The organism is Variovorax paradoxus (assembly GCF_022009635.1).
GTDB lineage: Bacteria > Pseudomonadota > Gammaproteobacteria > Burkholderiales > Burkholderiaceae_C > Variovorax.
This window is the reverse complement of sequence record NZ_CP091716.1, coordinates 6,041,859-6,060,719: the sequence shown is the minus strand read 5'-3', so window position 1 is coordinate 6,060,719 and position 18,861 is coordinate 6,041,859. Positions and strand designations below refer to the sequence as shown.

The 18,861-nt window shown below is 67.9% G+C and carries 18 protein-coding genes; 5 read left to right on the top strand and 13 right to left on the bottom strand.

Features of this window, described 5'->3' with window-relative positions:
- Nucleotides 1-25 precede the first annotated feature (25 nt).
- Nucleotides 26-1,717, bottom strand: a complete 1,692-nt coding sequence (locus tag L3V85_RS28230) for a methyl-accepting chemotaxis protein (protein ID WP_237675952.1) — start codon at nt 1,715-1,717, stop codon at nt 26-28.
- Nucleotides 1,718-2,002: 285 nt separating this feature from the next.
- Here L3V85_RS28230 and L3V85_RS28225 point away from each other — a divergent pair, with 285 nt between their 5' ends.
- On the top strand, nt 2,003-2,905 hold the full coding sequence (locus L3V85_RS28225) for a LysR family transcriptional regulator (protein WP_237675951.1): 903 nt from the start codon (nt 2,003-2,005) through the stop codon (nt 2,903-2,905).
- Here L3V85_RS28225 and L3V85_RS28220 read toward each other — a convergent pair whose 3' ends face one another.
- Nucleotides 2,906-3,610 (bottom strand): alpha/beta fold hydrolase, encoded by a 705-nt coding sequence (locus L3V85_RS28220; protein ID WP_237675950.1) that lies wholly within the window; start codon nt 3,608-3,610, stop codon nt 2,906-2,908.
- Nucleotides 3,611-3,724: 114 nt separating this feature from the next.
- Here L3V85_RS28220 and L3V85_RS28215 point away from each other — a divergent pair, with 114 nt between their 5' ends.
- Both L3V85_RS28215 and L3V85_RS28210 read left to right on the top strand, forming a co-directional pair.
- Entirely contained in the window at nt 3,725-4,366 is a 642-nt protein-coding gene (locus L3V85_RS28215) for a Yip1 family protein (protein ID WP_237675949.1), read from the top strand.
- A gap of 31 nt (nt 4,367-4,397) precedes the next feature.
- Entirely contained in the window at nt 4,398-5,096 is a 699-nt protein-coding gene (locus tag L3V85_RS28210; protein ID WP_237675948.1) for a histidine phosphatase family protein, read from the top strand.
- Between the two features lie 17 nt (nt 5,097-5,113).
- On the opposite strand, the gene L3V85_RS28205 is transcribed toward L3V85_RS28210, so the two are convergent.
- Complete coding sequence (locus L3V85_RS28205) at nt 5,114-6,469, bottom strand: tetratricopeptide repeat protein (protein WP_237675947.1); 1,356 nt, start codon at nt 6,467-6,469, stop codon at nt 5,114-5,116.
- A gap of 39 nt (nt 6,470-6,508) precedes the next feature.
- Complete coding sequence (locus L3V85_RS28200) at nt 6,509-6,907, bottom strand: tautomerase family protein (protein WP_237675946.1); 399 nt, start codon at nt 6,905-6,907, stop codon at nt 6,509-6,511.
- Between the two features lie 111 nt (nt 6,908-7,018).
- On the opposite strand from L3V85_RS28200, the gene L3V85_RS28195 reads away from it, so the two are divergent.
- Entirely contained in the window at nt 7,019-7,879 is an 861-nt protein-coding gene (locus L3V85_RS28195; RefSeq protein ID WP_237675945.1) for a LysR family transcriptional regulator, read from the top strand.
- Nucleotides 7,880-7,911: 32 nt separating this feature from the next.
- Nucleotides 7,912-8,322, top strand: a complete 411-nt coding sequence (locus L3V85_RS28190; RefSeq protein ID WP_237675944.1) for an ester cyclase — start codon at nt 7,912-7,914, stop codon at nt 8,320-8,322.
- A gap of 30 nt (nt 8,323-8,352) precedes the next feature.
- Here L3V85_RS28190 and L3V85_RS28185 read toward each other — a convergent pair whose 3' ends face one another.
- The 9 genes from L3V85_RS28185 to L3V85_RS28145 form a co-directional block, all read right to left on the bottom strand.
- Complete coding sequence (locus L3V85_RS28185) at nt 8,353-9,543, bottom strand: serine hydrolase domain-containing protein (protein WP_237675943.1); 1,191 nt, start codon at nt 9,541-9,543, stop codon at nt 8,353-8,355.
- 79 nt (nt 9,544-9,622) lie between these two features.
- The gene (locus L3V85_RS28180; RefSeq protein ID WP_237675942.1) at nt 9,623-10,039 is read right to left on the bottom strand and encodes a VOC family protein; all 417 of its coding nucleotides are present in this window, start codon (nt 10,037-10,039) and stop codon (nt 9,623-9,625) included.
- A complete protein-coding gene (locus L3V85_RS28175) occupies nt 10,036-10,566 on the bottom strand; it encodes a helix-turn-helix domain-containing protein (RefSeq protein WP_414080162.1) in 531 nt (176 codons plus the stop codon). Before L3V85_RS28175 ends, L3V85_RS28180 begins: the two co-directional genes overlap by 4 nt.
- A gap of 84 nt (nt 10,567-10,650) precedes the next feature.
- Nucleotides 10,651-12,246 (bottom strand): hypothetical protein, encoded by a 1,596-nt coding sequence (locus L3V85_RS28170; protein WP_237675940.1) that lies wholly within the window; start codon nt 12,244-12,246, stop codon nt 10,651-10,653.
- An 81-nt stretch (nt 12,247-12,327) separates the two neighbouring features.
- Nucleotides 12,328-13,734, bottom strand: a complete 1,407-nt coding sequence (locus L3V85_RS28165; protein ID WP_237675939.1) for an amidase — start codon at nt 13,732-13,734, stop codon at nt 12,328-12,330.
- Nucleotides 13,725-15,212 carry an ABC transporter substrate-binding protein gene (locus tag L3V85_RS28160; RefSeq protein WP_237675938.1) on the bottom strand — a complete coding sequence of 496 codons (1,488 nt, stop codon included), beginning with the start codon at nt 15,210-15,212 and terminating at the stop codon, nt 13,725-13,727. Before L3V85_RS28160 ends, L3V85_RS28165 begins: the two co-directional genes overlap by 10 nt.
- Before the next feature lie 213 nt (nt 15,213-15,425).
- On the bottom strand, nt 15,426-16,919 hold the full coding sequence (locus L3V85_RS28155; protein WP_237675937.1) for an ABC transporter substrate-binding protein: 1,494 nt from the start codon (nt 16,917-16,919) through the stop codon (nt 15,426-15,428).
- A gap of 120 nt (nt 16,920-17,039) precedes the next feature.
- Nucleotides 17,040-17,870: an ATP-binding cassette domain-containing protein gene (locus L3V85_RS28150; protein WP_237675936.1), complete on the bottom strand. Its 831-nt coding sequence runs from the start codon at nt 17,868-17,870 to the stop codon at nt 17,040-17,042.
- Nucleotides 17,867-18,856, bottom strand: a complete 990-nt coding sequence (locus L3V85_RS28145; protein WP_237675935.1) for an ABC transporter ATP-binding protein — start codon at nt 18,854-18,856, stop codon at nt 17,867-17,869. The genes L3V85_RS28150 and L3V85_RS28145 overlap by 4 nt, the downstream gene beginning before the upstream one ends.
- Between the last annotated feature and the right edge of the window lie 5 nt (nt 18,857-18,861).

The following is an 18,861-nucleotide window of genomic DNA, read 5'->3' as shown; positions in this document are numbered from 1 at the left end:
AACGCGGCGCGCCGGAACCGCTGCGTCAGAAGCGCTCCCACTCGCCTTCGGCAATCGCCAGCTTGGGCGACGCCGCGACGGCTGCCACGCGGCTGCGCACAGGAAGGGCCGCCGGCGCCTTCACCGCCTTGGCCTTGGGCGTGACGACCGGTGCCACGAGCACGGCGCTCTGGTGGCCGTCTTCCAGCTTGAACACGCTCACGGCCTGCAGCAGGTTGCCTGCCTGATCCCTCAGCGAGGCCGCCGCGGCTGCTGCTTCTTCCACCAGCGCCGCATTTTGTTGCGTGACCTGGTCCATCTGCGTAATGGCCTGGTTGATCTGCTCGATGCCCGAGGTCTGCTCCTGGCTCGCGGCGGTGATCTCTCCCATGATGTCGGTCACCCGGCGCACGCTGCCCACGATGTCGTCCATCGTGCGGCCCGCCTCGCTGACCAGCGCCGTGCCGGCGTCCACCTTGCCGACCGAATCGCCGATGAGGTCCTTGATTTCCTTGGCCGCCGCGGCCGATCGCTGCGCCAGGTTGCGCACCTCGCCGGCCACCACGGCGAAGCCGCGGCCCTGTTCGCCCGCGCGCGCGGCTTCCACCGCTGCGTTGAGCGCCAGGATGTTGGTCTGGAAGGCGATGCCGTCGATGACGCCGATGATCTCGACGATCTTGCGCGACGACGCATCGATCGAGGCCATGGTCTCGACCACCTTGCCCACCACGGCGCCGCCCTTGACCGCCACTTCGGAGGCCGACACGGCCAGCTGGTTGGCCTGGCGGGCGTTGTCCGCGTTCTGCTTGACGGTGGAGGTCAGCTCTTCCATCGAGGCCGCGGTCTGCTCCAGCGAACTGGCCTGCTCCTCGGTGCGCGAAGACAGGTCTTCGTTGCCCTGCGAGATCTGCGCGCTGGCGCTGGCCACGCCTTCCGCGTTGCCGCGCACCTGGCCCACGGTGCGCGCCAGGCTCTCCTGCATGCGCTGAAGGGCCGTGAGCATCCGGCCGGTCTCGTCCGTGGACTGCACCTCGATCGGCTCGCCGAGGTCACCCTGGGCGACGCGATCGGCCACTGCAACCGCACGGTTGAGCGGGTGCGTGATCGAGCGCGTGATCAGCCATGCCGACACGACGCCCAGGACGACGGCCAGCACCGCCGTGGCGACCATGATGTCGATGGCCGTCTCGGCGGCCGAGCTGGCCGCGTCTGCGGCCTTGTTCATCTGCTCGCTCGTGAACTCGACCATCTCGCGCAGGGCGCCCAGGTACGCGGCCTGGGTCTTGTTGCGCTCGCCGAAGAGCATCTGCGTGGCTTCCTCCGGGCGATTGGCCATGGCCAGGTCGGCCACCGCGTTGGTGAAGGAGCGGTAGTCGGCGAGCCGCGTCTTCAGGGCCGCCAGCAGCTCGCGGCTGCGGTCGTTGTCCACCAGCTTGTCGAGTATGGCCATCTGCCTGTCGGTCTCGGCCCTCGACTGCTCCAGCGTCTGCCTGTTGGTGGTTCTGACGGCCTCATCTTTCACGAGGATCAGGTTGCGTGTCATACGCGTCACGTCGGCCGCCTGATACGACATCTCGCGCGCGGCTTCGATCTTGGGCGAGATGTTGGACGTGATGCGCGTGGTGGTGGCGTCCAGGTAGTGAAGGCGATTGATGCCCACGAAGGCGATGGCTGCCAGCAGGAGCAGCAGCAGCCCGAACACAAGACTCAAGCGCGCGCTGATTTTCAGATTTTTCACGGTAGTGGAGAAGGTTGACGATGAAAGTTTCCGGTGCGCTGCAAGCGGGCTCGCCTTTTTTCTGTACAACGCACGACCTGTTTTCTATCGGCAACGGCGGACGTGGGGATTAGGGTTTTTTTTGCAATTAACACTTCCATAAAGTTTGTGAATGCCTGGGGAAAGTGCGTTTTTCGGCGTTTTCACGTGCCGGTTGCGCAATCTGTTCGGCCCATGATGTCCGCCCTTGTCGTTCTATCCGGAAATTCGAAATTGAGCTTGTTGAGCTTTGGCAGACGGTCATTCGTGGACCTCAATGAGTTGGCTCTTTTTCTGCAGGTGGCCCGCCTCGGGAGCTTCGCGCTGGCGGGCAAGGCCCTCGGCGTTCCCGCCAGCACGGTGAGCCGACAGGTGAAGAACATCGAACAGCAGCTGGGAGTGCGGCTCATGCAGCGCTCCACGCGGCGCCTGGTGCTGACGGAAGCCGGGCGGCTGCTGGTGCAGCGCTGCGAAACGCACTTCAGCGCCATCGGCGACGTCACCCGCGAAGTGCTGGACGGCGTGGGCGTGGTGAGCGGCACCTTGCGGATCGCCACGCCATCGGACTTCTTCGACTGGTTTCCCCTCAGCTGGTTAGGGGAGTTCCGCGCCATGCACCCCAAGGTGCGGTTGGAGATCTTTGCGCAGGACGCGCTGGTGGACGTGATCGGCGACGGCATCGACATCGCGTTCCGGGCCGGCAAGCTCGAGAGCTCACGCCTGGTCGCGATCCTGCTCACGACGACCTCGGTCTTCCTGGTTGCGAGCGCGGGCTACCTGTCGCTGCGCGGCACGCCGCGCAATCCCGAAGACCTGGCTTCGCACGACGGCCTCACGCTGCGCAGCTCACCCAGCCAGAGCCAGCGCGACTGGCGCGTGGTGGGCCCCGCCGGCGAGGTTCGCCTGGAGGTGCAGAGCCGGTTCAGCGCCAGTGCGATGGGGTTGCTGCGCGACGCCGCTGTCGAGGGACTCGGCATCGCGCTGCTGCCCGAGGTTCTGATCCGCAGCGAACTGGACGCGGGGCGGCTGCAGCGCGTGCTCCCCGAGTACGGGCAGCCTTCGGTCAGCTTCTCGCTGCTGTATCCGAGCCGCCAGCAGATCCAGAAAGCGGCTTCGGCGTTCGTGGAGTTCGCCGTGGCCAAGTTCGGCGGCAAGCCCGCCAGGCGCTGATCAGGCGAAGTGCTTCGCCAGCCAGTCGTTCAGTGCGGCGTTGACGAGTTCGGGCTTTTCCATCGTCAGCATGTGGCCGCATGCGGGCACCCACACGACCTCGGCCTGCGGCAGCAGCGCGGCCATCTCGTTGGTGCACTCGGGTGGTGCGAGCTTGTCGTCGTCGCCGCACATCAGCAGCACCGGCGCGCGCACCGAGCCCAGGTGCAGCCGCGCGTCGGGCCGGCGCATCACGGCGCGGTTCTGGCTGATGAGCTGCTGCGCGCCCGCGCCCAGCACGATGTCGAGGTAGCGCTGCACCAGCAGCGGGTCGGCCGCCTGCGCGGGGTGGAAGGCGAAGTAGACGTTCGGCTCGATCACGTCGCGCAGCTCGCCGCGCTCGAAGTACTCGATGGCGCCTTCGCGCAGCGTGAACATCTCGGGCGTCTCGGGCCGTGCGCTGGTGCCCAGCAGGGCGAGCCCGGCGATGCGCTCGGGCGCCTGGCGGGCCGCTTCCATCGCGACCATGCCGCCCATCGATGCGCCGCACAGCACCAGCGGCCCGTGGTTGTCGCGCAGCACGGCGGCGGCCATGCCCTCGATGGTGCCGTTGTGCCGCTGGGCGTCGCTCACGCGGGTGTTGAAGGCTTGGGGAAGGGCGGGGATTTGGGCTTCCCAGATGCGCTCGTCGCAGGCGAGGCCGGGCAGCAGGACTAGATTTGGCATGGATGGATTCTGCGCGATCATGGCCACCGGCGTAACGTCATAGGCTTCATGGCCAGCAGCCATGGCAGCCTCCGCTCGACATACTTTGCGGTCCATGTCGAAGGACCCCGAAAAATGAATCTGGTCGAACGCGTGCAGTCCATCCTGCTCAAGCCCAAGGCAACCTGGCCGGTGATCGATGCCGAGCCTGCCGACCCCGCATCGCTCTACAAGAACTACGTGATGATCCTTGCGCTGATACCGGCGGTGGCGGGCTTCATCGGCCTGTCGCTGATCGGCATCGGCGCCTTCGGCATCAGCTTTCGCGTGCCGATCGTCTCGGGGCTCGCGCACATGGTCGTGGGCTATGTGCTCTCGCTGGTGATGGTGTTCGTGCTCGCGCTCATCATCGACGCGATGGCGCCCACGTTCGAGGGCACGAAGAGCCAGATCGGCGCGCTCAAGCTGTCGGCCTATGCCAGCACGGCGGCCTTCGTGGGCGGCATCTTCAGCCTGCTGCCGTCGCTGTCGATCATCGGCGCGCTGGCGGCGCTCTACGGCATCTACCTGCTCTACACCGGTCTGCCGGTGCTCATGCGCTGCCCGCCCGACAAGGCGGTGGCGTATACGGCCGTGGTGGTGGTGTGCGCCATCGTCGGCGGCTGCATCATCGGCTGGGTGCTGGCGCTGCTCACGCCGTCGCCCATGCGACTGGGCGCGGCCTCGCCCGCCGACGCGGTGGCGGTCTTGCAACAGCTGGTGGCGGCAAAAGCCTGAGCCGTCACGCCCAGCGTGGAAAATGGGCGCAATGCCGACGCCCAAACCCGACTCCACCACCGACCTGATCCTCATCCGCCACGGCGAGACCGCCTGGAACCGCGAACTGCGCTTCCAGGGCCATGCCGACGTTCCGCTCAACGACATCGGCCATGAGCAGGCCCGCCGCCTCGGCCTGCGGCTGGCCAGCGAGACCGCGGTGCAGCACATCCTGAGCAGCGACCTCATGCGCGCGCAGCAGACCGCGGCGCCGGGCGCGCAGCAGCTGGCGCTGCCGGTGGTCACATCGGCATCCCTGCGCGAGCAGTTCTTCGGCGTGGCCGAGGGCCTGCGCTCCGACGAGATCCAGAGCCGGCACCCGCGCGCCTGGGAAGAATGGCTGGAGTTCCGCGAAGACCACGCCATGCCCGAGGGCGAAACGGCGCGCGAATTCCACACCCGCATCGTCGCGGCGCTGGCAGCCGTCGCGGCCGAGTACAAGGGGCAGCACCTGATCGTCGTCACCCACGGCGGCGTGCTCGACATGGTGTGGCGCACCGCGCGCGGCCTGAGCCTGAGCGGACCGCGCCGCAGCGAGATTCCCAACGCGGGCTTCAACCGCATTCGCATCGCCGACCCCGCGAGGCCCGAAGAGATCGAGATCGTCGACTGGGCCGACACGCGGCATCTGGCCGACCTGCCGCCGCAGCCGACCTACGACCAGACGCGGCACCTGAAGAACAAGGACTGAGCGCCCCGCCCGGCGCTTCAGTCCCTCAGGAGCCGGCCCAGCCCCAGCCGCTCGTAGACGGCGGCCGTCTGCCGGCGCAGGCGCAGCGATTCCGGCTGGCCGTTGAGCTGCTGCTGCAGGATGGCCTGCGCCCCGGTCAGCGAAGCCTCCGTGCCCGTGCGCACCAACGCCGCCAGGTAGAGCTGCTCGAACAGGTCGCGCTGTGCATGGCTGCCGCCGATCTCGATCATGCGCGGCAGGGCCGTGCCCAACCCCTCGATGGCCGCAGCGAGATCGCCGCGTGCATGCGCCACCAGCCCGTGCGCGGCCGGCACGCAGACGCGCTGCCAGGCGGCGCGCGTCGATGGCGGCGCGCCGGGCGCGAAGGCCTCGATGTTGCGCAGCAGCACATCGGCCTCGGGCCTGTCGGCGCGCGCAAGGCCGTAGAGGTACTGCAGGTCGAGAAAAGGCAGCACATGATCGGCCTGCCGCTGCAGCAGGTAGGCCGCCACGTCGTCCCAGCGGGAGCCGACGTCGATGCCCGCAAGCTCCAGCCGGGCCAGCAGCGACACGGCGCCGATCTGGTCCTGCGAGTAGTCCTTGACCACGCCCCAGGCGTGCCGGTCGTACACCGCGAGCGCCTCGGCGTCGTGGCCCAGGTCGATCAGGAACAGCGCCACGTGCCACCAGTTGTGCGTGACCATGAACGAGTTGAGCCCGGTCCAGGTGTCGCTCACGCTCTTCATGAAGGCCAGCCCCTCGGCGAGCCGGCCTTCGGTGAGCATCACGTGCGCTAGCGCATGGTGCGCCCACGGCTCCTTGCGGCACATGCCGATGGCATGGCGCGCGCTGGCCTCGGCCTCGCGCATCAGGTGGCACTGCTCATAGCCGAAGGCGGCCATGCCGTGCACGTAGGGCACGTCCGCCGCATGCGGCAGCACGGCCAGCGCCAGCCGCAGCATGCCGGGGCAGTCGCCGGTGTTGAAGCAGTGGTACTGGCCGAGCTTGACCGACACCAGGTCGCGCGGATGTTCGCGCGCCTGCTCGGCGTGCAGCGCGATGGCGGCGGCGATCTCTCCCCGCGCCCAGGCCTCGATGGCCGCGATGTAGCGCCGCTCGCGCGGCGTGGCGCGTGCGGCGCCGGCCAGTGCCTTGTCGAGGAAAGGCCGCGCATTGGCCACTGCCTCGCGCGATTCCGCGAACAGGTGCAGCGTGGCGCAGTAGGCCTGCACGATGGGGCTCGCGTCGGCATCGGCCGCTGCCAGCAGGTTGACGGCGCGGGCCTCCGTCGAGATGAAGCCCATGACGAAGTCGTCGACCAGCGGCAGGCTGGCGGGGTCGTCGAGGGTGAGGGGGGTGCCGAGGCTGTCGGCGAGGGATTTTCCGGAGGGCATGGCGGCATGGTGCCATGCCCCCGGCGATGCTTCAACGACTCAGACGCCGGCCTGCTGGTGCCGGTACTCCTGCGTCTGGCCGCCGTAGCCGTAGGCCGCGGCGCGCGCGTCGATCACGTGGATGTAAGAGACCTCGTGCAGATCGGGCCGGATCTTCGCCATGGCCGCATGCACCTCGCGCAGGTAACGTGCCTTCTCGGCCTTGGTGTTGGTCTCGTCGGTGACGCTGATGTCCAGGTGAAAGGCCGACTTGCCGAGCGCCACCAGCGACTGGCCGCCGATGAACCAGGTGTCGGCGGCGATGTACTGCACCGTGATGGCGATGACCGGCAATTGCTTGCCCAGCACGCTCTGCGTGAGCTCGGCGACCGTGTCGACGGTCTTGCGGGTGAGAGCGGCGTCGGGTTCGCCGGAGAGGTGGACGACGATATGGGGCATGGCGGACTCCTGTATGAATGAGTGGTCGATGGGGTGATTTTGGGAGTCGCATGACCATCGGAAAAGCGGGAAGATATGATGGAATTCATCGGTTAAACGGATGGATTGATCATGCAGGGATTCGACCTCGAACAGCTTCGCACCCTTGCCGCGGTGATCGACGCAGGCAGCCTCACGGCGGCCGCGCCGCGCGTGTTTCTTTCGCAGTCGTCGGTCAGCGAGCAGATACGCAAGCTCGAAGAAAGGGCGGGCCAATCGCTGCTCACGCGCAGCAAGGCCGGCGTGTCGCCCACCGAGGCGGGCACGCGGCTGCTGGCCTATGCGCAGCGCATCCTGGCGCTCAGCGACGAGGCCTTTCGCGACATGCACGGCGAAACGCTGCAAGGGGAATTGCGCCTTGCCGTCACCGACTACTTCCGCCCCGCCGACCTGACGCGCCTGCTGGGCCGGCTCGGCGAAAGCTACCCGCGCGTGCGCCTGCACGTGAGCATCCTGAAAAGCGACGAGCTGCGCGCCGCCTATGCGCGGGGTGACTTCGACGTGGGCCTGGGGATGAACATCACGGGTGTCTCCGCTCCGGAACCGCGCGCGTCGGTGCTCCGGCGCGAGTCGCTGGCGTGGCTCGGCGCCACGGGCATGCGGCTCGTGCGCGGCGAGCCGGTGCGGCTGCTGGTGCTGCCCGACACCTGTTCGCTGCACCAGTTCACCGTCGCGCTGTTGCGGCGGCGGCGCGTGGCGTACTCGCTCGCGCATGTGGCGTCGGGCGTGGCGGGGTTGCAGTCGGCGCTCGCTGCGGGGCTGGGTGTAGCCTGCCTCAACGAATCCGCCGTCAGCGAGGGCGTGTCGCGGCTCGCCACGCCGCACGGGCTGCCGGCGCTGCCGAAGGTGGCGTTCCAGTTCCTGCCGGCACGGCGAGGGGAGACCGCGTTCGTCTCCAAGGCCCGGGAGCTGCTGGCGTCGCATCTTGCGTGAGACGCTATCGTTCACGCAAAGGAGCAGCAGCCATGACGACGACTGACCTCGCCAGCGTCTACCGCAGCTACATCGCCTGCCTCAATGCACGGGACTGGCCGAGCCTGGGCCGCTTCGTTCACGACGAGGTGAAGCACAACGGCCGGCCGCTCGGACTGCCGGGCTATCTCGAAATGCTGGAGCAGGACTACGCAGCGATTCCGGATCTCTTCTTTCGCATCGAGCTGCTCGTTGCCGAGCCGCCCCGCGTGGCCAGCCGGCTGCGGTTCGACTGCGCGCCGAAGGGCAGTTTTCTCGGCCTGCCAGTGAACGGAAGAACCGTCTCGTTTGCCGAGAACGTGTTCTACGAATTCAGGGACGCGAAGATCGTGGAGGTGTGGTCGATCCTCGACAAGGGCGCCATCGAGGAGCAACTCCAGAAGGGCGGCAGCGCGGCGGTCTGAGGCCGGCTCCGCACCGGGCTCGCTCCGGGCTCAGTGGCACCCTTCGGCCACCGCGCGAAACACGTCGATCGTTTCCGCCTCGTCCTGCTGCGAGCCGTAGTCGCTGAGCTTCACCACGACGGTGTGGCGTCCGGGGTTGACGTAGACATACTGGCCGTAGACGCCGATCGCGCTGTAGTCGCGGTTCTTTTCATGGCCGGGCGGGTGCCACCACAGTGCCGCGTACATCCAGCCCGGTTCCGCCTCGGCCACCGGGGTGGTGATGCGGGTCATCCATTCGGGCGAGATCAATGCGCGCTCGCCGGGCTTGCCGCCCGCGAGCGCCAGCAGGCCGAGCTTGGCGAAGTCGCGCGGCGTGGCGTTCAGGTTGCCGAAGCCGCGCTCGAGGCCGTTCGCATGATCGAGGTTCCAGCTCGCCTCGTCCTGCGCGCCGAGCGGCTGCCACAGCCGGCGTTCGAGCACCTTCGCCAGCGGCTCGCCTTCCAGCCGTGCCACGATCATCGACAGGTACTGGGCGTCGATGCTGCGGTAGTCGGAGCGCGTTCCAGGTGCGAAGGCGAGCGCTCGGTTCCTCATCATGTAGCGAGGCAGGTCGCTCGTCACCTGCATGCCGGCGACGCCGGTGAAGGGCTTGTATTCCGAGTAGTCCTCGGTCACGTCGATGCCGCTCTTCATGTCGAGCAGGTCGCGCACGGTGATCTCGTCGAACTTGCCGCCGGCGGCGAACTCGGGCAACACCGCCACGAGCTTCGTGTCCTCGGACAGCTTGCCTTCGGCGACCAGCTGCCCGACGAGCAGGCCCACGACGGACTTGGCGATGGACCATGAAGACTCGCGCGCCGTCTTCTTGCCAGGCTCGCTGTACCACTCGTTCACCAGGGTGCCACGGCACATCACGAGGAATGCATTGGTCCGGGTCTCCTGAAGCACGCTCACGATGTCCGTGTTGTTGCCTTTCCAGGGCACCGTCTTGGCAAGAGGCTGCAACCGCTCGGGAATCGGGCGTGGTTGCGACGAGGCGGCGATCATGCGGGTGTCGTACAGCGCCTCTACTTCCGATCTCGGCGTGAACAGAAACCGCAGGAGGAACACCGGGTCCTTCATGTCGATGGCCGCCGTGAAGCCGAAGCCACCGGCGATCACGAGCAGTACGGCCACCGCGGCGACGAACCCCGGCCTGCGGCCCCGGGGCCTGGATGCCGCCGCGGTTGAAGTACCCATGCGAGCGTCCCTTCTTGATGTGATGCACTCAGCATGGGATTTTCTCGCAGCCGCGGCCCGCGTCTTTCGACGCCGTCGCTCAAGCCGCTTTCGCTCGCGCCTGGATCATCTTCCAGCCGTTGCCCGACGGGTCGCGAAAGCCGGCGTCCACGCTGCCGTAGCGCTCCATCGGCTCCTGGGTGAACTCCACGCCCAGCTTGCGCATCCGCTCATAGGCCGCGCGGCAGTCGGTCACATTCAGCACCAGCGCCGGCATCGCGCCCTTGGCCACCATGGCGCGCAGCGTCTGGGCCGTCGCTTCGTCGTGTACCGGCGGCCCGGGGGTGAACAGGCCCAGCTCGAACGACGGCTGCTCCGGGTGCTGCACCGTGAGCCAGCGGTAGGCCCCGTTGCCAACGTCCGCCTGCACGCGGAACCCGAGCTTTTCCACATAGAACGCCAGCGCCTCGTCCTGGTCGTTCACGTACACACCTACCACACCGATACCTTGACTCATCGCGTCTCCTTGGTTGAAAGCCGTTTTGTACCGTTCGCCGCGCGGCGGCGCTTCTCCGAAACTGCTTCGATGAGATCGGGCCGCTGCGCGGCCTTGAGAACGCAGGCCGGCATGTGCTCGAGCTGCCGCGCCGCGGCCTGCAGGCGCGGGCGCAGCGTGCTGGGGCTTTCTCCCGTGATGTCGCGGAAAGTGCGCCCGAAGGTGCCCAGGCTTTCCCACCCGGTGGCGAAGGCGATCTCGGTGATGGACAGGTCGGTGTCGCCCAGGAGCGCCGTCGCGCGCTCGATGCGCCGCGTCAGCAGATAGCGGTGCGGTGGCATGCCGAAGGCCTGCTTGAAGGAGCGCGCGAAGTGGGCTTCGGAGACACCACTTACCGCGGCCAGGCGCTGCACCGGCCAGGCTTCGTGCGAAGCGGCATCGATGCGGTCCTTCGCGCGCAGCAGGCGGCGAAGGAGCTGAGGGTCCTGCATGGGGACGCCTTCAGCCTGTGCGGGAGGCGGGGCGCGGGAGTCTTTGCGGGAGGGCATGGCAAGAGCGCCGGAGATGGGGGGCGTACGGCGAGCTTAGCTGGCTTCGCCGTCCGCCGAATCATGACGCCTGCCCCTGGAGGTTCAGGCTGCCGGCTGCGGGCGATATACCGTCTCGCCGTTGCCTCGCGGCAGCAAGCCCGGCCTGCCGGGCAGCTCGGCCAGCGACGCAGCCACCGCGAGCGCTCGGTCGCGCTGGCGGGCATCCTCGGGGTCGTGCGACCTGTCCGCCTTCTCGACCGTCGCCAGCAACTGGCGCACGTCCGACACGCGCTTGCGCTCGAGCGGGGTCGTGGTGTCTGATTCCAGCTTGCCCATGAGGTAGCGCTGCACGCGGGTCGATTCGCGCGCGGACTGCTCGACCGTCGCGCTGGTGCGCGCGCCGTCCTTGTAGGCGATGTCGGCGGACGCCTTGGCCTGGTCGTCGATCCGCACGTACTCGTAGAACTGCGATTCCTTCGACGCCGTGAGAAGCAGCGACACACCCGGCGACAGCGCCCGGTGAAAGCTGGCGCTCAGTTGCGCCTGCTGGTCCTGGTGGATGTTGCGGTTGCGCGGGTCCTTGCCCGTCACGCTGGTGCTCTGCGAGAGCTTGTACGAGAAGGTGTCGACTTCCTCCGGCCGCATCGGGTTCGACGAGTTCGGGGTCTGCACCATCGACGCATTGAAGTCGGCCAGGCCGCTCAGCAGGCTGTGGTCGCCCGCGTTCAGCGCGATCACGCCCGGCGCCTCGCGTCCCGCGACGGGTGCCGTCACGCCGTAGTTGCTGTTCATCTGCGAGAACGCATCCTTGAACATCGACACCAGCACTGCGTCGCCCCGGCCCCGGCTGCCGGCGGCATCGACCTGCTGCAGGTAGCGCGTCATGGCCTGTGCCTGCTGCGTGGAGTTTCCGAGGATGGTCGGGTTCGAGAGGTCGACGTCCACCTTCACCGTGCCCGACGGGCCCGTCGCGTTCACCGACCGCGACTTCGCGTCGGCATGGAACTCGAGGGTGTTGATGGCGCCCTTGCCATCGGCCTTGATGCTGGCCTTGAAGTCGATCGACGACAGCACCGCCGGATCGAACTTGGTGAGGCCGCCGAGCGCCAGGCGCGGCGGAAAGGCGCTCAGGCCGTCGATGGCTTCCTGGAAAGCGCCCGAAAGCTGGGTCAGCGCCTTGCTCTCGGCTTCGGTGAGTTCGCCGCCGGAGACCTTGATCTGCACCGCCATGCCGTCGTCCTGGCTGCCCAGGCTGAGTTCGACGGTGGCGCCGCTGGCCGTGCGGATCGACAGCTTGATCTGGTTTTCCGCGTCGGCATGCAGTGTCGAGCCGCCGATGCCCTGGGCCGACAGCGTCACCGACTGCGAGAAGTCGCCGGCGTCCGTGCCGAATCGCTTGAGCATCGCGGCGCCCAGCCCGCTGAATCGCGCGCCGGCCGGGGCGTAGACGAAGTTGCCCGCCATCAGCGAGGAGATCGCATCGGCGGGGTTCTGCTCCCAGGTGGGTGCCGCGGCCGCGCGGCCGGACATGGCATAGGTCCGCACATCGGCCGACGTGGCCGATTGCCCGATGCTCACCGAAACGGCCGGCGTGGCGGTTGCCGCGGTGTCCGTGGGCGCCGGCAGGCTGCCGGTGCGCCATGCGGTCGTCGCGCCGGACGTCACCAGGGGACTGACAGTGGTCGGAGTGACGATCAATCCAGGCTCCTATCGAAAAAAGAAGACGCCCGATGTCCGGGCAATCTTCTTTATCGGCAGGTTCGCCGGTTCTTGAAGGCTTCAGCTGTTTGCGTGTGGCGGCTCGGGCCAGGGCCGCTGCGCTTCGCGGATCTGCTCGAAGGCGCGCGAAACGCGAAGCACGCCCAGATCGTCGAAGCGCTGCCCCGCAATCTGCAGTCCGATCGGCAGGCCCGAGGCCGAATACCCGCAGTTCACAGAAGCAGCCGGTTGCTCCGACATGTTGAACGGCACGGTGAAGCCGATGTGCTCCAGCGGACGCAAGGGGTCGTTGGTCGGCGAAGGCAGCTCTGCCGCCGCGGGCATGTTGGGCGAGACGGGCGAGATCACGTAGTCGAAGCGCGCGCATGCGCTGACGGCCGCCACGCGCGTCGCATGGAACTGGCTGAAGCCGCGGAACACATGCTCGCCGCTGAACTCGGCCGCGCTCTCGGCCCATTCGCGGATGTAGGGCAGCACCTTGGCGCGCTGGTCGGCGCGCAGCCCTTTCATGTCCACGAGCGAGCGCATGCGCCACAGGTGGTCCATGCCGTCGAGCATGGCTTGCGACATGAACGGCTGCATGGGCTCGACGACCGCGCCGGCCTTCTCGAACAGCCGCGCCGCGTGTTCGACGGCGGTCTGTATCTCCGGCTCGACCGCGAGCCCGCAGCCCGCGTCGAGCAGCAGCCCGATGCGCAGGCCGCGCAGATGGTCGGGCGGCACGTCGAAGGCGGCCCAGTCGATGTCCTGCGCGGGCAGGCTCATGCTGTCGCGCGCATCGGGCCTGGCCAGCGCCTGCATCATCAGCGCGGCGTCGCCCACGGTGCGAGTCATGGGGCCGGCCGCGCGGCCCATGTAGGGTGGATCGATCGGGATGCGGCCCAGGCTCGGCTTGAGCGTGAAGATGCCGCACCAGCTGGCCGGCAGGCGCAGCGAGCCGCCGATGTCGGTGCCCAGGTGCAGCGGGCCGTAGCCCGCGGCGGCCGCGGCGCCGGCGCCCGCGCTGGAGCCGCCCGGCGTGAGCCGCGGGTCCCAGGGGTTGCGTGCCAGCGTGTGAAAGCTGGAAAGGCCCGACGACAACATGCCGTAGTCGGGCATGGTGGTCTTGCTGACGATCACCGCGCCCGCTTCCTTCAGGCGCGCGGCCGGCGGTGCGTCGGCCGCGGCGGGCGGCAGGTCGACCGCCGCGGTGCCGGCCGGCATCGGGTCGCCGCGCGTGGCGATGTTCTCCTTGATGGTCGTCGGCACACCGTCGAGCGGGCCGTACGCATCGCCGCGCTGCCAGCGCGCCTCCGATGCACGCGCCTGCTCGAGCGCGGCCTCGGGCCTGAAGAGCCAGGTGGCCTGCAGATGCGGCTCCCAGCGCTCCATGTGCGCAATGACAGCCTGCGTGACCTCCACCGGCGAGAGCTTGCGGTCGCGGTAGGCCGCGGCAAGCTCCTGCGCGGTCAGGTCGTTCAGCCCCACGACAGCGCCGACAGGTCGTTCACGAAGATCGGGTTTTCCTTCCAGATGCCCTTGACGTTCTTCTTGGCCACGGTCGGGAACTGCGGCTGGTACAGGAAGCCGTTGGCCGCGTCGGTGGCCAGCATCTTCTGCGCGTCGCCCAGCAGCTTGTTGCGCTCCGCCGTGTTGGCGGTGGTCTTGATCTTGTCGAACAGCGTGTCGAAGGCCTTCGACTGGTAGCCCCAGTAGTAGTCCGACTTGGCGTAGTTGCCCAGGTCGAAGGGCTCGACGTGCGAGACGATCGACAGGTCGTAGTCCTTGTTGCCGTAGGTGCCGCTGAGCCACTGCGCCCATTCGACGTTCTGCACCTTCACCACGATGCCGATCTTGGCCAGCTCGGCCACGATCACCTCGCCGCCCTGGCGCGCGTAGGGTGGCGGCGGCAGCGTCATCTTGAGTTCGAGCGGCGTCTTCACGCCGGCCTCGGCCAGCAGCTTCTTGGCCTTCTCGATGTCGAAGGGGTTGATGCCGGTGGTGTCGACATAGCCCGCCGCGCCCGGCACGTAGTGGCTGCCGATGGGCACGCCGAAGCCGTCGGCCGCGCCTTCGATCACGGCCTTGCGGTCGATGGCGGCGAGGATGGCGCGGCGCACGCGCACGTCGTCCAGCGGCTTCTTGCGGTTGTTGATCGACAGGATGGTCTTGGCGCGCGAGCCGGCCAGGATCACCTGGAACTGCGGGTTCATCTTGAACTGCGGCACCACGCGCGTGCCGATGCGCGGGAACACGTCGATGTCGCCAGACAGCACGGCCGCGGCCTGCGCGGCGGTGTCGGAGATGAAGCGGAAGGTGACCTTGTTGATCTTGGCGGTGGCCGGGCTGCGGAAGCCCTCCCACTTGCTCAGCGTGATCGACGAGCCCTTGGCCCAGTTGTCGAGCTTGTAGGGGCCGGTGCCGACCGGCTTGGTGGCGTTGCCCTCGGCGCTCTTGGGCTCGACGATCACGGCCGTGGCCTGCCCCAGCACGAAGGGCAGGTCGGGGTCGATTTCCTTGTTGATGACCACCACGGTGTAGTCGTCGACGACCTGGGTGCTCAGGTTGGCGAAGGTGCGCTTGTCCTTGTTGGTGCTCTTCTCGCTGCCGGCGCGGTCGAACGAGAACTTGACCGCGGCCGCGTTGAAAGGCTCGCCGTTCTGGTACTTCACGCCGCGCTTGAGCTTGAAGGTGTAGGTCTTCAGGTCGGGCGAGACTTCCCAGCTGTCGGCCAGCAGCGGGGTGACGCTGCCGTCGGCGTTGATCTTGGTGAGCGTTTCCAGGATGTTGTACTGCACCACTTCCGCGATGGCGGCGGCGGCGCCGCTGGTGGGGTCCAGGCCCGGCGGCTCGAGCGCCATGCCGATCACGATGGCGTCCTTCCTGCCCTGCGCCATGCCGGCGAGCGGGGTGGCCAGCGCAACGGTGGCGCCAGCGGTGGTAAGGAGGGTGCGGCGGTTCAACATACGTGTGATCTCCGGAAAAACAAGCCAGGTTCGAATGACTGCTTCGGCGCGTGCCATGCCCCGAAGGGAGGCGCGACGCCGCGAAAGACACGACACGCAGCACGAAAGATGCCACGTGCGCAGCCGGTCATTCTCTCGCAGCCCGCGCGCCGCGGAGCGGCCCGCGGGGCGGTTTTTCCTCGGGACGTTCCCGTATGCCGGGGGCGGTCGGGCTCAGGCCCAGGACAGCGCCGCGATGTCGTTCACGAAGATCGGCGCGTCCTTCCACAGCCCGCGCAGGTTGCGCCCGGCGATGGTGATGAACTGCGGCTGGAACAGGAAGACATTGGCCGCGTCTTCCGCCAGCAGCCGCTGCGCGTCGCCGAGGTAGCGCAGGCGGTCGGCGGGGCGCGCCGCGTTGCGGGCCTTGTCGAACGCCTCGTTGAACCTGGCGGACTGGTAGCCCCAGTAGTACTCCGGCTTGGTGTAGTTCACCAGGTCGAAGGGCTCGACGTGCAGGATGAGCGAGAGGTCGTAGTTCTTGTTGCCGTAGGTGCCGCTGATCCACTGCGCCCACTCGACGTTCTGGATCTTCGCGACGATGCCGATCTTGGCGAGCTGCGCTGCGATCAGCTCGCCGCCCTGGCGCGCGTAGGGCGGGGGCGGCAGCACCAGTTCGAGCTCCAGCGGCGTCTTCACGCCGGCCTCGGCCAGCAGCTTCTTGGCCTTCTCGATGTTGTACGGGTTGACGCCGGTGGTGTCGACATAGCCGGGCAGGCCCGGCACGTAGTGGCTGCCGATGGGCACGCCGCGGCCGTCCACCGCCGCGTCGATCACGGCCTTGCGGTCGATGGCCGCCGAGATGGCGCGGCGCACGCGCACGTCGTCCAGCGGCTTGCGCTTGTTGTTGATGGCCAGGATGGTCTTGCCGAGCGAGGCGTTGAAGACGATCTGGAAGCGCTTGTCGTTCTGGAACTGCGACAGGCTGCGCGACACCGAGGCATGCGGGAACAGGTCGATGTCGTTCGACAGTAGCGCGGCGGTCTGCGCGGCCGGCTCGGAGATGAAGCGGAAGGTGGCCTTGCGGATCTGCACCGTGTCGGCGCCGCGCCAGCCGTCCCACTTGGCGAGCACGATGCTCGAGCCCTTGGCCCAGTTGTCGAGCCTGTAGGGGCCGGTGCCGACGGGCTTGGTGGCATTGGTCTCGACGCTCTTGGGCTCGACCAGGATGGCGGAGGCCTGGCCCAGCAGGAAGAGCAGGTCGGGCTCGATCTCCTTGTTGATCAGCACCACCGTGTGCTCGTCGACCACCTGCGTCGCGATGTTGGTGAAGGTGCGCTTGTCCTTGTTGGTGCTGTTGGCGGCTGCCGCGCGGTCGAACGAGAACTTCACGCTCTGCGCGTTGAAGGGCTCGCCGTTCTGGAACTTCACGCCGCGCCTGAGCTTGAAGGTGTAGGTCTTCAGGTCGGGCGAGACCTCCCAGCTCTCGGCCAGCAGCGGCGTGACGCCGCCGTCGGAGTTGATCTTGGTGAGCGTCTCGAACACGGTGTAGAGCACCACTTCCGCGATCTCGGCGCCGGCCTTGGCCGTGGGGTCCAGGCCCGTGGGCTCGAGCGTGAGGCCGATAACGAGCGCATCTTTTTTTCTTTGCGCCAGCGCGATGGTCGGCAGGGCCAGCGGTGTCAGGGCTGCGGCGCCGGTGGCGAGCAGGGTGCGTCGTTTGAGCATGAAGCGGTGTCCTCGGAACAGGGGGCAAGCATCATCCGCGAGGTGGCGGCCTTCGCGCAACCAGATGCTTATGACCGACTCATCCTAAGAACGACCGGCGACACGCCGGTGTCAGCCCGCTCAGGCCTGCAGCAGCGTGCCGCCGGCGGGTGTGCGCGGCACGGCTTCGAGCAGCGTGCGCGTGTAGGGATGCTGCGCATGCTGGAACAGCTCGCTGGGCTGGCCTTGCTCGACGATCTTGCCTTTCCACACCACGCAGACTTCGTCGCACAGGTGGTTGACCACCGCGAGGTCATGGCTGATGAGCAGGTAGCTGATGCCGAACTGCTGCTGCAGGTCCTGCATGAGGTTGAGCACCTGGGCCTGCACCGACACATCGAGCGCGCTCACGGGCTCGTCGGCCACGATGAGCTTGGGGCGCGTGATGAGCGCTCGTGCGATGGCGATGCGCTGGCGCTGGCCGCCCGAGAACTCGTGCGGGTACTTGTCCATGTCGGTGGTGCGCAGGCCGACGGCGGCAAGCGCTTCCGATGCGCGCTCGCGCTGCTCGGCGCGGCTGGTTTCGGCCAATGCCTCCAGGGGCTCGGCCACGATGCGTGCCACGGTCTGGCGCGGATCGAGCGAACCGTACGGGTCCTGGAACACCATCTGGAAGTCGCGCCGCGCGGTGCGCAGTTCGGCCTTGGGCAGCGTGTGCAGATCCCGGCCTTCGAGGCGAACGCTGCCGGAGGTGGGCGTGTCCAGTGCCATCACCAGGCGCGCGATGGTCGACTTGCCCGAGCCCGATTCGCCGACGATGCCCACGCTCTTGCCGGCCTGCACTTCGAAGCTCACGCCGTTGAGCGCCTTCACGGTGGGTGGCGGGCCGAACAGCTTTTCGCGCGGCAGCGCATAGTGGCGCACGAGGTCGGTGACCTGCAGCAGGGGAGGGGCAGCGGTCTTCTCGCTCATGGCGCGGCAGCGACTTCGGTCGCGATCTCTTCGAGGCGGATACAGCGCACCGCATGGTCGTGCGGCAGCATCGTCGCCGGCGGCCGCGTGGTGTGGCACGCATCGACGGTGTAGCTGCAGCGGCCCGCGAACGGGCAGCCCTTGGGCAGGTCGACCAGCTCGGGCACGCTGCCCTTGATGGTGGCCAGGCGCAGGCCGCGCGGCGCGCCGATGGCGGGGCGCGCGGCGAACAGGCCTTGCGTGTAGGGGTGGGCGCGGCGCGCGAACACGGCCTCGGTCGGGCCGCTCTCGACCACGCTGCCGCCGTACATCACGAGCATCTTCGACACGGTCTGGGCGATCACGCCCAGGTCGTGCGAGATCAAGATCAGCGCCATGCCGCGCTCGGCCACGAGACTCTGGATCAGCTCGAGGATCTGCTTCTGGATGGTGACGTCGAGCGCGGTGGTGGGCTCGTCGGCGATCAGCAGATCGGGCCCGCAAGCCAATGCCATCGCGATGCCGATGCGCTGCCTCTGGCCGCCGGAGAACTGGTGCGGATAGGCGTCGAGGCGTGAAGCCGCGTCGGGGATGCCCACGCGTTCGAGCAGCGCGAGCACTTCCTTGCGCGCATCGGCCTTCGAGAGACCGCGGTGCAGCCGCAGCGGCTCGCCGACCTGGCGTGCGATGGTGTGCACCGGGTTCAGCGCCGTCATCGGCTCCTGGAAGATCATGCCGATGCGGTTGCCGCGGATCTGGCACATGTCTTTTTCGTCGCGGCCGACCAGTTCGGTGCCGTCGAAGCGGATGCTGCCCGTGACCTTGGCGGTCGATGGCAAGAGGCCCATGAGCGACATCACGGTGATCGATTTGCCGCAGCCCGACTCGCCGACGATGCCCAGCGTCTCGCCGCGCTCCAGCGTGAAGTCGATGCCGCGTACCGCCTCGGCGGGGCCGCGCTGCGTCTGCAGTTCGATGTGCAGGTCCTTGACCTGAAGCAGTGGCATCTTGC

Excerpts from the sequence above, each read along its gene's own strand:
- L3V85_RS28220 (WP_237675950.1), bottom strand. The coding sequence starts at position 3,610 with ATGCCAAATCTAGTCCTGCTGCCCGGCCTCGCCTGCGACGAGCGCATC.
- L3V85_RS28215 (WP_237675949.1), top strand. The coding sequence starts at position 3,725 with ATGAATCTGGTCGAACGCGTGCAGTCCATCCTGCTCAAGCCCAAGGCA.
- L3V85_RS28210 (WP_237675948.1), top strand. The coding sequence starts at position 4,398 with ATGCCGACGCCCAAACCCGACTCCACCACCGACCTGATCCTCATCCGC.
- L3V85_RS28205 (WP_237675947.1), bottom strand. The coding sequence starts at position 6,469 with ATGCCCTCCGGAAAATCCCTCGCCGACAGCCTCGGCACCCCCCTCACC.
- L3V85_RS28200 (WP_237675946.1), bottom strand. The coding sequence starts at position 6,907 with ATGCCCCATATCGTCGTCCACCTCTCCGGCGAACCCGACGCCGCTCTC.
- L3V85_RS28195 (WP_237675945.1), top strand. The coding sequence starts at position 7,019 with ATGCAGGGATTCGACCTCGAACAGCTTCGCACCCTTGCCGCGGTGATC.
- L3V85_RS28190 (WP_237675944.1), top strand. The coding sequence starts at position 7,912 with ATGACGACGACTGACCTCGCCAGCGTCTACCGCAGCTACATCGCCTGC.
- L3V85_RS28185 (WP_237675943.1), bottom strand. The coding sequence starts at position 9,543 with ATGGGTACTTCAACCGCGGCGGCATCCAGGCCCCGGGGCCGCAGGCCG.
- L3V85_RS28180 (WP_237675942.1), bottom strand. The coding sequence starts at position 10,039 with ATGAGTCAAGGTATCGGTGTGGTAGGTGTGTACGTGAACGACCAGGAC.
- L3V85_RS28175 (WP_414080162.1), bottom strand. The coding sequence starts at position 10,566 with ATGCCCTCCCGCAAAGACTCCCGCGCCCCGCCTCCCGCACAGGCTGAA.
- L3V85_RS28160 (WP_237675938.1), bottom strand. The coding sequence starts at position 15,212 with ATGTTGAACCGCCGCACCCTCCTTACCACCGCTGGCGCCACCGTTGCG.
- L3V85_RS28155 (WP_237675937.1), bottom strand. The coding sequence starts at position 16,919 with ATGCTCAAACGACGCACCCTGCTCGCCACCGGCGCCGCAGCCCTGACA.
- L3V85_RS28150 (WP_237675936.1), bottom strand. The coding sequence starts at position 17,870 with ATGAGCGAGAAGACCGCTGCCCCTCCCCTGCTGCAGGTCACCGACCTC.
- L3V85_RS28145 (WP_237675935.1), bottom strand. The coding sequence starts at position 18,856 with ATGCCACTGCTTCAGGTCAAGGACCTGCACATCGAACTGCAGACGCAG.